Raw genomic sequence first — 13,860 nt, 5'->3', positions numbered from 1 at the left:
CCGGGCATTCTAGCTGGCGGCGGCAGCGCTGACATAGGGCAGCAGGCGCACCCGGGGGAAGACGTCGTCGAGCGATTTGGTGTCGGGCAGGATATAGACGACCCCGCCCTTCTTCTGGAACAGCGGCGTGAGCTTGCCGGTATAGAATTTGGTGCCGACGTTGATGCAGCCGAAACTGATCCGGTTGTCGTCGGGAGTCGGCGATTGCAGCCGCTCGACGCGGTGCTCGCTCTTATGCGTGGTGATCACCGCATGCAGCGCGACCGAATTGGCATAATCGACCCAGATCACGCGCTGGTGACCGAAGGCACGCCCGAATTTGCTGACAAAGCGTCCTGCCGGTGTGGTCCGCTCGGCAGGCCCGATGTCGGCAAGGTTCTTCGCACCGACCCCGGGAGACGAATCGTCCCCGATCCCGACGCCGAGCAATACCGGCGTCTGGCCGAGAAACTCACCCTTCGCGCTGAACAGGAGCAGCAACGCAGCCGGCTTGTCGATCACGACATAGGGCAGGCCCTTATTGTCATGCTCGGCCGCGATCCACGCGAGCATGCGACTCGCCGGTTCGGACTGCGGGGAGCAGCAATGGCGGCGCCACCACGGCCACGGCCTTGGCCTTGCTCTTGGTCCGCGAACGCGCCGGAACCTTGGCCTTGCGTGCCTTGGTCGCACCCGCCGCAGCCTTCGTCGGCGCCGCCGACGCTGGTGCAACCAGCGCCAGCGACAACCCTGCGATCGCCGCCATCTGGCGAACGCGACGAAACAGCCCCGTGGACCTGAAGCCCGGGATCAAGATGCCCGGGATCAAAATGGGCGTGTCCAACAGGGCCGTCCGTCGATGCAAGCGCGTGCGAAGATAGACTTAGCCGCGCGGCTTGCGCTGGCGCTGCTTGGCCTGCATCTGGACCTGCTGGTCGATGCCGTCGACACGACCGGTCAGCTGGTCGATGCGCTGGCCGTTCTGCTGCGACTGGCCGGCAGCCGCCTGAGCCTGGGCAAGTGCCTGGCCGGAGGTGCCCTCGACCGTGCGCAACTGCCCATCTAGGCCGTCGATGCGCGTGTTGACCACGGCGATCTGCTCGCGGACGAAGCCCTTCGTGGCGCAACCGCTAAGGCCGATACCGGCGATGAGGATCAGGGCGACCGTCGGGTATTTCGGGAGATTCGTACGCATAGACTTAACCTTTCCAAACATGGATGGCGTCAGTCAGCGGAGAGTCGATGGAATAACAATCGATATCCGGCGAGACGTTCGCTCCGTGCGGCGAGAGTTGGCCAGCGATGGAGCCTGCGACTGGATTTGAGGCGTAACGAGACTGCCGGTCGCTTTCTTGATCTGTAGCAAGGTTACGTTCAGATTAGCGGAACGAGCGGCGCATATCGCAATGGATACTTGCAATACTTGCCCACCCCCACTTGCACCACCCCGGCGAAGGCCGCGGCCCAATTGGGAGACGTCGCCAACTTAAGGCCGTGCTCCGTCACTCCAACCTTTCCAATTGGGCCCCGGCCTTCGCCGGGGTGGTGGGAGAGGTGCGCTGCAATCCTCCCCCGCCAGGGGGAGGTGGCTGGCGCTTGCCAGACGGAGGGGGAGGTAAGGGCAACGTAGGTTCCGTGTCCTCCCCTCCGTCACCTGCGGTGCCACCTCCCCCTTGCGGGGGAGGATCGTTGAGTTCCCTGCAAACGAAAAAGGGCGGCCCCGCGGGACCGCCCTTTCGTCTCGGCAAAGTACCCGGTAGTTAAGCCGGCACCTTGTCCTTGTTATAGATCGCCGCCGCAGCGCGGAGGATGTCGAGAATCTTCTCCTGCGCCTTGGGCTCGTCGAGCTCTTCCATCGCTGCCAGTTCGCGCGCGAGGCGGCTGGTCGCGCCTTCGAAGATCTGGCGCTCGGAATAGCTCTGCTCGGGCTGGTCGTCGGCACGGAACAGATCGCGGACCACTTCGGCGATCGACACGAGGTCGCCCGAATTGATCTTCGCCTCATATTCCTGCGCGCGGCGCGACCACATGGTGCGCTTGACCTTGGGCTTACCCTTGAGCGTGTCCATCGCCTCGCGCATCGTCTTGTCGGACGACAGCTTGCGCATGCCGACGCTTTCGGCCTTGTTGGTCGGCACGCGGAGCGTCATGCGCTCCTTCTCGAACCGGAGGACGTAGAGTTCCAGTGTCATGCCGGCGATTTCCGAGCGCTGGAGCTCGATCACACGGCCGACCCCGTGCTTGGGATAAACGACGAAATCACCGACATCGAAGGACAGTGCCTTGGCAGCCATTTGGGGCCTTTCCGGATCAGGCCTCCACGCGACGCCTCGACGAAGGACTCGTCGCTGCTGCATCGGGGGAGGGATAGGTCTACACGTCAAGCGGATGACGTAGATCATCGCGCCCGTCGCGGACTCTTCTAGCAGCTTTGCAACAAAATTACCAGCCGAACGTGCCAGGCGGCTTACCCTTTCGGGATTCGCCGCCTCTTATCAGTCGCCTGCGCCGGGTTCGGGCGAGAAATACTTGTCGAACTTGCCCTCGACACCCTTCATCGCGTCGGCATCCGGCGGCGTCTGATTGTCGTTACGCGTGACGTTGGGCCATTGCGCCGAGAACGTCGTGTTCAGCTCAAGCCACTGCTCGAGGCCACTTTCCGTATCGGGCAGGATCGCTTCGGCGGGGCATTCGGGCTCGCACACGCCGCAGTCGATGCACTCGCTGGGATTGATCACCAGCATGTTCTCGCCTTCGTAGAAGCAGTCGACCGGGCACACTTCCACGCAGTCCATGTACTTGCAGCGGATGCAGGCATCGGTGACGACGTAGGTCATTGCAGAACTCCTGGGCCGGATTCCTTCCCGGCGACGAACGCGCCAGCGACTATGCGCGCACGCCCGTCGCGTCAATCATAGCAAGCCTTCTGCGAGACGTTATCAGGCTTTGTCGTTCCGATCACGCCCTGCCCAACACCCTCCGTCATCCTGACGAAAGTCAGGACCCAGGATACCAAGGGCAGCGTCTCGTGGCTCTGGGTCCTGACTTTCGTCAGGATGACGGAGGTCGCTGTGACGGCGTCGTTCGATTTAACGATCGCGGCTGTCGATACGGCTAGTTCACTCGGAAGCCGGATCGCGCACCGCACCGGCAGGCGTCTTCCCAGCAATCAAATCCTGATAGCACCCTTGCGCCTCAAGCGCCGGCCCCCGCCGCGCCGGCAAAGCCTCGACCCGGATCACCCGAACCCGCTCCTCCACCGCAAACGTCAGCACATTCCCAACCCGCACCGGGCAATGCGCACGATCGATCGGCCGTCCGTCGATCCGCAGATGCCCCTTCTCTGCAATCGTCTGCGCGGCGCTGCGCGTTTTCGCGAGCCGCACGAACCACAGGAACCGATCGATCCGCATCGCGCCTTCAACCATGGCGGACCAGTGCGGCAAGTCCGGCAAAGGCGTTCTGCCGCGAAGGATCGATCGGCGTCGGCGCCACGGCGCGAGCCGGCGGCCGCCCCCGCCAGACCCAGCGCGGAGTCTCCCCGCCAGCGCCTTGAACCCGAGTTCGGCCATCAACCGCTCCAGCGACGCCGCATCGACGCCGATCGAGGTCGCCAGCGCCGGATCGGGCGCGAACGGCGTCCGCCCCTGCCGCGAGTCGTGCGCGGCGCGGGCAATGCGCTCGATCAGGTCGACGCGCACCGCCTGAAGCCCGAGCGGACGGAACCCTGCCTCGAGAACCGCCCCTTCGCTGCCACGCGCCAGCACCGTAGCGCCCTCGCGCGGGGCGGTGATTGTCACACCGCGGGCTGCTGCGAGGATGCGCCGCCAGCGCGCCGACTCGGGCTTGAGCAATCGTGCATCGAACAGATCAAGCGCACCGACCGTGATGCCAACCTTGCGCAAGCGCTTGCGCTCGTCGGGATCGATCGCGTCGAGCGCCAGCCGCATCGGCAGCCGCGGCAGGATCCCGCCGGCCGCCTCGATCGCACTGGCGACCGCGCGCAACGCCGGCGTCGCGTTGGGATCGCGGCTCACCTCAGCGAGATGGACCAGCACCGTGATCCGCCGCTTGAGCATCGCCCCGAGCCACAGCGACAGCCGCGCTTCAATCCGCTCCCGCGCTGCCTTGTCGAGGCAATCGAGCGAGCGATCGAGGATCAGCTTCGGCCGCGCGAACGACGGCCCCGCCGCCAGCCGAGCCACCGCGTGCCCCGCCCAGATAACCTGCGCCGCATCGTCGAGCGCGATATCGACGTCCGGCGCGTCGACCAGCGATTGCCCGCGCCGAGACCGCTCACCGGTCAGCCGTTTTTCCGCAGCCGCCAGCAGCAACCTTTTGTCGCTCGCCCGCGCATCCGCCGCCACCGTGAACCGGAACCCGTCGAGGCGACCGATCGGATGATCCTCGACCATCACCTCGCCTTCGGGACCGATCACCACCGGCAACGCGCCCGCATCCGCGCCGATCTGGCGCATCAACGCAGTCGTACGCTTGTCGACGAACCGCTGCGTCAGGCTGGCGTGCAGCGCATCCGACAACCGCTCCTCCAGCGCCGCCGTCCGCGCGGCCCAAAGCGTCGGCTCGGCCAGCCAGTCCGCCCGCTGTGCGATATACGCCCATATCCGCGTCGCCGCGATCCGCCCCGCGATCACCGGCACGTCGCCCGCCACCGTATCTAGCCGCGCGATCTCGTCCGCGAACCACTGGTGCGGGATATGCCCGCGCCCCTCGCTCAGATGCCCGAACACCCGCGACACGAACCGCGCATGCGGATCGAGCCCGACTTTCCGAAAATCGGGCAAGCCACACGCCGCCCACAACCGCGCAACCATCGCCGGATGCCGCGCCCGCTCGCGCACCCAACCCTCCTCCGCCAACCGCTTCAACACACCTAGGTCGAGCGCCTGAGGCGCGGCGCGCAGAACACCCGCAGGAGGCCGCGCCTCCAGGCTCGCCACCAGCGCATCGATGCTGGAAAAGTCAGGCTCGCCCTGCCGCCAATACAGGTTCTCGAGCCGCGGAAACCGGTGCTCCTCGATCGCCAGCACTTCCTCGGGCAGGAACGCGCCGGGACCATCATCGGACAGCGCGCCAAACGTGCCATCGCGCTGATGCCGCCCCGCACGACCCGCGATCTGCGCCATCTCCGCCACCGTCAGGCGACGCTGCCGCTTGCCATCGAACTTGTTGAGGCTCGCGAACGCGACATGCGCGACGTCCATGTTGAGCCCCATCCCGATCGCGTCGGTCGCGACCAGGTAATCGACCTCGCCCGCCTGGAACATCGCCACCTGCGCATTGCGGGTCCGAGGGCTGAGCGCGCCCATGACGACGGCCGCACCGCCACGCAGGCGCCTGAGCATCTCGGCGACCGCGTAGACCTCCTCCGCCGAGAACGCGACGATCGCCGAGCGCTTGGGCAACCGGCTGATCTTCTTCGCGCCCGCATAGGTCAGCGTCGAGAAGCGCGGCCGATTGACGATCTCGGCGCCGGGAACGAGTTTCTTGATCATCGGCCGCAGCGCCTCGGAGCCGAGGATCATCGTCTCCTCGCGCCCGCGCGCGCGCATCAGGCGATCGGTAAAGACATGCCCGCGCTCGGGATCCGCCCCGAGCTGCGCCTCGTCCAACCCGACGAACGCGACGTCGCGATCGGGCATCGACTCGGCGGTACACAGGAACCAGCGCGCATCGGGCGGCACGATCTTCTCTTCGCCGGTGACCAGCGCCACGCGGTTCGCGCCCTTGATCGCGACGACGCGGTCATAGACCTCACGCGCGAGCAAGCGCAGCGGAAAGCCGATCATGCCGCTGGAATGCGCGCACATCCGCTCGATCGCGAGGTGCGTCTTGCCCGTGTTGGTCGGGCCGAGGACCGCGGTCACGCCAGCGGAGACATCGTCGCTCATGGCCGACAACATCGGGGTAAAGCGGGCGTGCGCAATGACCTGCGCGCAATTGCGTCGCCGGACGCCCCGCAGAGTCGGTCGGGTCGAGGCTGGCGCGCGTTGACCATCCCAGCCGACACGCTACGCCGGGACCATGGCAAAACCCGACCGCCTCGCCCGCCTCGACGCCCAGCGCGAGGATCTCGAAACCGACTATCGCGCAACCTTGATTGCGGCGCTGGAAAAGACCGCCGCCGGATCGCTCGGCCTGTTCGACCGCACGCCGGACCGCCGTGTCCGCGCCGCGATCGCACCGACGATCGACGCACTCACCGAGATGGGCGATGACATCGCCGCGATGCGCCAGCGGCTGATGCTCGAACCCTTCGCGCTCCACGCCGACTTCTTCGCCGCCCGCGGCCCGGTCAGCGCCAGCGCGGTCGGCGAACAGAAGGAAGCGCGGTTGTGGCTCGACCGGCTGACCGCCCCGTCATCCTGACGAAAGTCAGAACCCGCAGCTAAAAACGATAGCGCTCGTTACCCTGGGTCCTGACTTTCGTCAGGATGACGGGTGTGGGACGACGCTATTTTCCAAACAAGGCGCCCTACCCCTCGAACCGCCACCCGACATTGGTCCCCGCCAGGAACGGCACCACCGCCGTTTCCCCCGATCCGATCGACGCCGGCACCTCGGCATCGCCGCGCATCAACGTCACGGTCCCCTCGTTCAGCGGCAACCCATAGAACCCCGCGCCATGCTCGGACGCGAACCCCTCGAACTTGTCGAGCGCGCCCTCCTCGTCGAACACGCGCGCATACGCCTCCAGCGCGAACGGCGCATTGAATATTCCCGCGCACCCGCACCCGGACTCCTTCGCCCCGACGACATGCGGCGCGCTGTCGGTCCCGAGGAAGAACCGCGGCGATCCCGACACCGCCGCCGCGCGCACCGCAAGCCGATGCGTCTCGCGCTTCAGCACCGGCAAGCAATAGGCGTGCGGCCTGAGCCCCCCATCGAACAGCGCGTTGCGGTTGATCAGCAGATGCTGCGGCGTGATCGTCGCGCCGATCGGATGATCCGCCTCGGCCACGAACGCCGCCGCCTCCGCGGTCGTGATATGCTCCAGCACGATCTTGAGCCCCGGATAGTCGCGCACCAGCGGCGTCAGCACGCGCTCGACGAACACCGCCTCGCGGTCGAAGATGTCGATCGACTTGTCGGTCACCTCGCCGTGGATCAGCAGCGGCATGCCGATCCGCTGCAACGTCTCGAGCACGCCCGTCAGCGCGCGGATATCGGTGACGCCGTGCGCCGAATTGGTCGTCGCATGCGCAGGATACAGCTTGCACGCGGTGAACACGCCCTCGGCATAGCCGCGCTCGAGCTCGGTCGGATCGGTGCCGTCGGTGAGATAGCACGTCATCAGCGGCGTGAAATTCGCCCCCTCGCCCACTGCCGCCATGATCCGCTCGCGATAGGCCTTTGCGGCCTCGATCGAGGTCACCGGCGGCGTCAGGTTGGGCATAATGATCGCGCGCGCGAACTGCCGCGCGGTATGCCCCGCCACCGCCTCCAGCATCGCGCCATCGCGCAGGTGGACGTGCCAGTCATCGGGGCGGCGGATCGTGAGGCGCTCGGTCATGCCGCCCTCCTATCGGCGCACGCGCGGAGATGCCAGCCGCCCCCCGCGTCAAATCCAGCCGCGCTTGGAAATCGCCCCACGCGCACTAGGTGGTAAAGATGGACCAGCCCACCCCCACAACGATGCCCCCCACGATGCTGGCAGACCGCAGCGTGATCCGCGTCGCCGGCGAAGACGTTCGCGGCTTCCTGCAAGGGCTGGTGACGTCCGACACCGCGTTGCTCACGCCCGACGCCCCCGCCTGGTCGGCACTCCTGTCGCCGCAGGGAAAAGTGCTGTTCGACTTCATCCTCTGGGCCGATGGCGACGACGTGCTGATCGACGTCGAGGCCGCGCAAGCCGAAGCGTTGACGAAGCGCCTGACGCTCTACCGCCTGCGTCGCGCGATCACGCTCCAGCCCGACGACGCCAAGGTCCACTGGTCCCCGACCAGAAACCAGGGCGTCCCCGACCCGCGCCTCGCGGCACTCGGCCACCGCTGGCTCGCCCCCGCGAGCGATCCCGCGAGCGGCTGGCACGAACACCGCCTGTCGCTCGGCGTCACCGAAGGCATCGCCGAACTCGGCAATGGCGAGACGCTCTGGCTCGAATGCAACGCGCGCGAGCTGAACGGCGTCAGCTTCACCAAGGGGTGTTACGTCGGCCAGGAGAACACCGCGCGGATGCACCACCGCTCCAAGGTCAACCGCCGCCTCGTCGTCGCCCCCTTCACCGAACCAAGCGCCCGCACGCGGGTCACCTACCCCGACCTCGCCCTGATGGTCGAACACCGCCGCGTCGAGTCGCTCGGCGACGCGCTGACGCCACCCTGGCTAGCCGCTGCACTGGTAGAAACGCCCTAACGAGCCCCCCACGATCCTCCCCCGCCAGGGGGAGGTGGCACCGAAGGTGACGGAGGGGGAGGACACGAAACATGCGTGGCGCCAGCCTCCCCTCCGTCTGGCAAGGGCCAGCCATCTCCCCCTTGCGGGGGAGGATTACTGGCTCCGGCACTCAAGAGTTGGCGCGCGCCCAGGCGCCCGCATCCGCCACCTGCGCCGCATCGGGCGTCACCCCGGTATACAGCACGAACTGCTGCACCGCCTGCAACGTCGCGACATCCGCGCCGGTGACGCAGCGGTTCCCCGCCGCGGCCGCCGCGCGCAGGAACGGCGTCTCGATCGGGTACTGCACCACGTCGAACGCCACCTCGCAGGCCGCAATCATTGCCGCCGGAAACGCCAGCGCCTCGGCATCCGCTCCGGTCATCCCCAGCGGCGTGACGTTAATCAGCAACGGAACCTGCCCCTCGGCAACCGCCGCCCAGCGATACCCATAGAGATCCGCCAGCGCGCGCCCCGCCCGATCGTTCCGCGCGACGATCGCCCCGTCGCGGAACCCGCTGTCGCTCAGCGCCGCCGCGACCGCCTTCGCCATCCCGCCCGAGCCCTGGACGACGAACGGCATCGCCCGATCCAGGTCCGCGACCAGATCCACCACCGCGCCATAATCGGTGTTGTGCCCGGTAAGCACCCCGTCATCGTTGACGATCGTATTGACGCTGTCGATCGCGCTCGCGGTCTGCGCCAGCCCGTCGAGCAGCGGGATCACCGCCTCCTTGAACGGCATAGAGATCGCACACCCGCGGATCCCCAGCGCCCGGATCCCGCCGACCGCCGCGTCCAGGTCGGTGGTCGAGAACGACTTGTAGACGAAATCCAGCCCGGTCAGTTCGTACAGCCGATTATGGAACCGCGTCCCGAAATTCCCCGGCCGCGCCGACAGCGACATGCACAGCTGCGTATCACGGCCAATCAGCGGTTTCATCTGCATCTCCTCGCTAGGCCCGTTGCACTACAACCGCGATCCGTCGTGGTGAAGCGTCGATAGATGTGTTCACGCGAAGGCACGAAGGCGCGAAGATGTCGGCCCCAGCCAAAGCGCTCCGCCTCCCGCACCCGCGGCAGCACTGAAAATCACGTGAGAGAGCGATCAACGCCGCTACACGCGAACCCTCTTCGCGCCTTTGTGCCTTCGCGTGAATACATCGACGTTCCGCCAAACACCGCCGTCGCGAACGGTCCAAACGTTGATTTTGTTCGCGCGGAGACGCGGAGCCGCGGAGAGTAAGAAGAGGGTGAGGCAGCGCTTTCCGCCATCGCCGCGCCTTGGCGAAGCCGATCATCGAAAGCCGCATTCGCGGACAACCTTAGCCCCGAACGAGCGATCTCCGCTCTTACTCTCCGCGCCTCCGCGCCTCCGCGCGAACAAAATCGACGTCAGCCCAAGCCGCAGTTCCCGCGAACAATCCGCCATGCGCAAAAGACAAAAGAAAAGGGAGGCCGGCTTACGCCGACCTCCCCGATCTTCATTCCGTCACCGACCCGAGAGCCGGTTGGCGAAAGTCTTACTGGCCCGAACCCGGACCGTAGGTGACTTCCACGCGACGGTTCTGCACTTCGCGAACGCCATCGGCGGTCTCGACGCGCGGACGGCTCTCGCCGAATGCTTCCGTCGAGATGACGCTGTCCGGGATGGCATGCGAAGACAGATATGCCTTCACACCATCTGCGCGGCGCTGCGACAGACCGACGTTGTACGAAGCCGAACCCGACTTGTCCGCGTGACCTGCGAGCATGACCTGTGCGTTGCCGCACGACTGGTACTGCGTGATCGCGTTGTCGAGGATCGACGCTGCCTCTGGCGTGATGTCCGACTTGTCCCATTCGAAGAACACGATGAACGGACCAGGCGAGCAGACCACTTCGACCGGCGCCGGCGGCGGCGGGGAGGCGGGGGAGGCGGCGGCGGCGGCGGCGGCGGCGGCGGCGGAGCAGCAGGCTCGCCGAAGTTGTACGTCACACCACCAAGGATGCTGTGCGAACGATAGCGACCGTCGAACACGCGGTTCGAAACGTCGACCAGCTTGACGTTCTCGGCGTTGAAGAAACGATACTTCAGCGTCGCGTCGATGTGGTCGGTCAGCGGTGCGCGGATACCGGCCAGGCCCTGATACGCGAACACGGTGTCCGAGTCGTTCAGGAAATCGCCGTTGTTGTTGAGTGCATACTGCGCCTTGACGCGAGCAACACCAACACCACCGCCGACAAAGCCCTGGATGCCATCGTCCGGACCGAAGTCCAGAAGGCCGTTCAGCATGAAGCTGAGAGCCGACGACGAACCGCCAGCGTAGTCATAGCTACCTGCACCCGCGTTACCGCGTACACCGGTTGCACCGAACGTAGGCGTGGTCGTGGTCGACGAGTAGCCGTCCACGGTTGCCTTACGGTAGCCGACTTCGGTTTCGAGGCGGAAACCGCCAAAGTCGTAGCCCATTACGGCGTCGACATCGTAACCATAGTCATGATCGACCGAACCGGCATTGTTCAATGCGCCGATATCATAGTCGATGTCTTCAACGATCATCGCACCGCCTTCGACGCCTACGTACCACGACTTATCGCGGGCGAGGGCGGGAGTGGCGAGTGCGGTGGAGGCGAGTGCCAGAACGACGGCAAGCTTCCGCATACTAATCCCCTTTCATGAGTGTCACACGGACATCGCAAACTCCCTATCCTCGGGCTTGTTTCCACGCAAGTTCACAAAAGTTAGAGGTGTTGCCGGAACGACACAGTTTTTGGGGTGTTTCAGGCCCCAATCAACCCGTGGCCGCGTAAACAGCCCAATATGGCGATAATTGCCGCCCGCGCCTGACTGTCGACGACGGTGCCGCCAGTCGGATCGGGAATCGCCGCCCGACGCGCGCCGACCACGTCGACTCCACCGATCGAGACGCGCGACCCTGCCAGCACCCCGATCGTCCAGGCCCCGCCGCCGAACCGCGCATATTGGCCATCGGCGATGCTCCACACCGTCATCCCTTCGCGCGCTACGACGAACCGCCACCCGCCGCTCGTCCACCCCGCGATCGCCCGCGCCTGCCCGGCCCAGCCACCGGTCGGCGCGGCACCCACAATCCACGCGCTGCCCGCCACCGGCGCCACCGGCGGCGCATTGGTTCCCACCGCCAGCACGCTCGCCTGCACCGCCAGGTCGAGCAGCGCGAGCGCCTCGTTATGCGTCGTTTCCTTCTGCGCCTGTCCCGGCTGCAGCAAAGGCAATGCCAGTCGCGCTGTGATGTCGTCACTCATCATTCGTTCCCCCGTTCGATTTTCAGGCCCGTTCGGTTTTTCAAACCCGTTCGATTTCAGGCCCGTTCGATTTCAGGCCGGTACGATCAGGTCCGCCGCCAGCGACTCGCCGAAGATGCCGCGCTGCCGGACCGCCACGCTGGCAGAGGCGGCACGCTCGGCCGCGGTCACCGCCACGAACGGGACGGCCATCTCGACCTCGCGTGCGGTTCCCCCGGCGGTGACCGTCACCTGGTACGCCTCGACCTCCTCGGACAGCGGCGCGTCGACGCCGTCGATCCAGCGCCACCCCGCCCTGCTGCGCCGAGTCCACTTCACCGTCGCGCTCCCGTCCGCTTCGGCAAAGCAGCGCAGATGCACCGGCGACGGCGGCACCACCGACGCCCCCCGCATCACGCACCGCGTCTCGACCGGGGTGGCGTCGCCCACCCCCGACGCCATCACGCGCATCTCGCGACCGAGCACCGACAGCGGCAGGTCGAACGTCCGCGCCGCCTCCGCCTGAAGCAGCACGAACCGGTCGCCGATCATTTGCGCGCCACCTGCAGCCTCGCTCCCCCGCCGCCCCCGAAGCAACCCGCTCAACCGCCACCGCGCGCCGCCCAGCGGTTCCGCCCGCCCGAACTGGACGAGTTCGTCGCCAATCAGCGCCAGATTGACCCCACGATCGAGCGCCGCCGCATCCGCATCGCCAAGTTCCATGTCCGCATGCGCCAGCACGACCTCGAACGCCCCCGACGATCCACCAAAGTCGCTGGCGCCCCCGACGCTACGACCGCGATAGTCCCCAGCACCGCAGGCGCAGCCGTCGCTCCGGCCGCCACCCAACTCACCCCATCATCGACGCTGTAGAGCAGAGCCGCCTGCCGCCACGCCGCGCCCGCCCCTGCCGCCACCACGGTCATCCGCGGCGCGGTCAACGGCGTGTCCTCCAATCCAGGGACCTCGAACGCGCGCAGGATCGTCGCGCCGACGACTGCATCGACCGCCCCCGACACCCGCCCGCTCGTTGCGCTAGCCGGCAGCGACGCCGCGACCAGCGGTACCAGCCCCAGCGTCGTGACCATTCCCTCAATGCTGACGTCGGCCACCCGCCAGACGCCGCCCTCGCCCGAAATCGTCACGCAAGCGCCCGGCGCGATCGCCATCGCCCCGAACCCGGCCGCCACCGTCCGCCGCACCCGCCCGGCCTCGGCGCGTGCGAGCATCGCCTCCGCCACCGTCTTCGCCGCGCCAGCCTCGAGCACCGCCGGCACCTCGACCGACAAGTCGCGCACGCCAGCTCCCGGTCGCCGCGCGCGCTGCAGACCCGCCTGGTAATCCCGCGCCGCGTCGTGATAGCCGACAGTCACCGTCCGCGGCACGGTCTCGATCGCCGCCACCGCGCGCGCGCGCGCCGCACGCCCTTCCCCGACACCGCAAACCCCTCATCGGCTAGCGCGACGGTCGCCCCTGCCGAGTCCCGCATGACCAACCCAGCCCCAGAAGGCGCGAACCAGGCCCCGCCAGCCTGCCCCAGCATCTCCAGCACCGCGCGAACGCTCCCGCCCGACGCCGCAAACCCGCCCACCGCCAGCGCCGCCGTCCCCGACACCTCGCCAGCAAGCGCCGTCGCGATCGTCGACACCAGCACCACCCCCGTCGGCAATCACCTCGAACGTCAGCGAAGGAACCCGATTCCCGAAATCCGCCAGTTCCAGCATCTCGAACACCGCGTACGCCGCGCCCCGATACGCCGGAGTCCCCGCCCCCTCCGCCGACGCGATCAACGGATCCGCCAGCTGATCCTCGCTCCCCAAATGCAGCCGGAACCCGGTGCTCGTCTTGAAATCCCCCGCCGCCCCGCGCAGCAGCTTGCCCTCCGCCCAGATCCGCCCCACCCCCAGCACCGCCCGCGCCGACAACAGCACCGCAAACGATGCCGCATAGGAATAGGTCGAGACGCTAGGCTGCCCCTTGCCGCTGCGCGACGAGGACCGACTCTCGATCAGGTCGGTCGCCCAGATCACCGTCCCCGCCACCCGCATCGTCCCGAACAGCTTCGGGATCTGGCTGCCATAGGACGAAGTCTGCACCGCCAGCTCGGTCAGCCGCGGCCCCTCCTTGCGCGTGCCGAACAGCGCATGATCGACCGACTGCCCGATCAACGCGCCGATCGCGCCACCGATCGGTCCGCCCACCGCGCTCCCCACCGCGGTCAATACCAAGGTCGCCATG

General features: G+C 67.0%; 14 protein-coding genes and 1 pseudogene. 2 read left to right on the top strand and 13 right to left on the bottom strand.

The genetic code is table 11. The features are described from left to right. Nucleotides 1-9: 9 nt before the first annotated feature. The 6 genes from QP164_RS16025 to QP164_RS15995 all read right to left on the bottom strand — a co-directional run bounded on the left by QP164_RS16025 (nt 10) and on the right by QP164_RS15995 (nt 5,891). Nucleotides 10-552 (bottom strand): hypothetical protein, encoded by a 543-nt coding sequence (locus tag QP164_RS16025; protein ID WP_333923769.1) that lies wholly within the window; start codon nt 550-552, stop codon nt 10-12. Then, complete coding sequence (locus QP164_RS16020) at nt 524-823, bottom strand: hypothetical protein (protein WP_333923768.1); 300 nt, start codon at nt 821-823, stop codon at nt 524-526. Before QP164_RS16020 ends, QP164_RS16025 begins: the two co-directional genes overlap by 29 nt. Before the next feature lie 39 nt (nt 824-862). Beyond that, nucleotides 863-1,174, bottom strand: coding sequence for a hypothetical protein (locus QP164_RS16015; RefSeq protein WP_132735164.1), 312 nt, complete (start codon nt 1,172-1,174; stop codon nt 863-865). A 565-nt stretch (nt 1,175-1,739) separates the two neighbouring features. After that, a complete protein-coding gene (locus QP164_RS16010; RefSeq protein ID WP_056053923.1) occupies nt 1,740-2,273 on the bottom strand; it encodes a CarD family transcriptional regulator in 534 nt (177 codons plus the stop codon). 201 nt (nt 2,274-2,474) lie between these two features. Further along, entirely contained in the window at nt 2,475-2,816 is a 342-nt protein-coding gene (gene fdxA / locus QP164_RS16005) for a ferredoxin FdxA (RefSeq protein WP_031393648.1), read from the bottom strand. 282 nt (nt 2,817-3,098) lie between these two features. Next, a complete protein-coding gene (locus QP164_RS15995; protein ID WP_443027453.1) occupies nt 3,099-5,891 on the bottom strand; it encodes a helicase-related protein in 2,793 nt (930 codons plus the stop codon). Nucleotides 5,892-6,024: 133 nt separating this feature from the next. Between QP164_RS15995 and QP164_RS15990 the strand changes: the two genes are divergently transcribed. Further along, a complete protein-coding gene (locus QP164_RS15990) occupies nt 6,025-6,369 on the top strand; it encodes a hypothetical protein (protein ID WP_333923767.1) in 345 nt (114 codons plus the stop codon). 106 nt (nt 6,370-6,475) lie between these two features. Here the strand turns inward: QP164_RS15990 and pyrC are convergent, their stop codons facing one another. Continuing rightward, on the bottom strand, nt 6,476-7,513 hold the full coding sequence (pyrC, locus tag QP164_RS15985) for a dihydroorotase (RefSeq protein WP_333923766.1): 1,038 nt from the start codon (nt 7,511-7,513) through the stop codon (nt 6,476-6,478). A 134-nt stretch (nt 7,514-7,647) separates the two neighbouring features. Here pyrC and ygfZ point away from each other — a divergent pair, with 134 nt between their 5' ends. Beyond that, nucleotides 7,648-8,355 (top strand): CAF17-like 4Fe-4S cluster assembly/insertion protein YgfZ, encoded by a 708-nt coding sequence (gene ygfZ / locus QP164_RS15980; protein ID WP_333923765.1) that lies wholly within the window; start codon nt 7,648-7,650, stop codon nt 8,353-8,355. Between the two features lie 151 nt (nt 8,356-8,506). On the opposite strand, the gene QP164_RS15975 is transcribed toward ygfZ, so the two are convergent. The 6 genes and pseudogenes from QP164_RS15975 to QP164_RS15950 form a co-directional block, all read right to left on the bottom strand. Further along, nucleotides 8,507-9,325 carry a shikimate 5-dehydrogenase gene (locus QP164_RS15975; protein WP_333923764.1) on the bottom strand — a complete coding sequence of 273 codons (819 nt, stop codon included), beginning with the start codon at nt 9,323-9,325 and terminating at the stop codon, nt 8,507-8,509. A 574-nt stretch (nt 9,326-9,899) separates the two neighbouring features. Beyond that, a pseudogene (locus tag QP164_RS15970) lies at nt 9,900-11,020 on the bottom strand (OmpA family protein). A 119-nt stretch (nt 11,021-11,139) separates the two neighbouring features. Further along, nucleotides 11,140-11,643 carry a DUF2793 domain-containing protein gene (locus QP164_RS15965; protein ID WP_333923763.1) on the bottom strand — a complete coding sequence of 168 codons (504 nt, stop codon included), beginning with the start codon at nt 11,641-11,643 and terminating at the stop codon, nt 11,140-11,142. A 72-nt stretch (nt 11,644-11,715) separates the two neighbouring features. Continuing rightward, the gene (locus tag QP164_RS15960) at nt 11,716-12,345 is read right to left on the bottom strand and encodes a GTA baseplate fiber-binding domain-containing protein (protein ID WP_333923762.1); all 630 of its coding nucleotides are present in this window, start codon (nt 12,343-12,345) and stop codon (nt 11,716-11,718) included. Continuing rightward, nucleotides 12,288-13,025, bottom strand: a complete 738-nt coding sequence (locus tag QP164_RS15955) for a phage tail protein (RefSeq protein ID WP_333923761.1) — start codon at nt 13,023-13,025, stop codon at nt 12,288-12,290. The genes QP164_RS15960 and QP164_RS15955 overlap by 58 nt, the downstream gene beginning before the upstream one ends. 45 nt (nt 13,026-13,070) lie before the next feature. Further along, entirely contained in the window at nt 13,071-13,859 is a 789-nt protein-coding gene (locus QP164_RS15950) for a hypothetical protein (RefSeq protein ID WP_333923760.1), read from the bottom strand. Between the last annotated feature and the right edge of the window lies 1 nt (nt 13,860).

The sequence above is a fragment of the Sphingomonas sp. LR59 genome, assembly GCF_036855945.1.
In the GTDB taxonomy this organism is placed as follows: domain Bacteria; phylum Pseudomonadota; class Alphaproteobacteria; order Sphingomonadales; family Sphingomonadaceae; genus Sphingomonas.
Note: the sequence above shows the minus strand (reverse complement) of the source record. Positions and strands in the feature narration are given on the sequence as shown.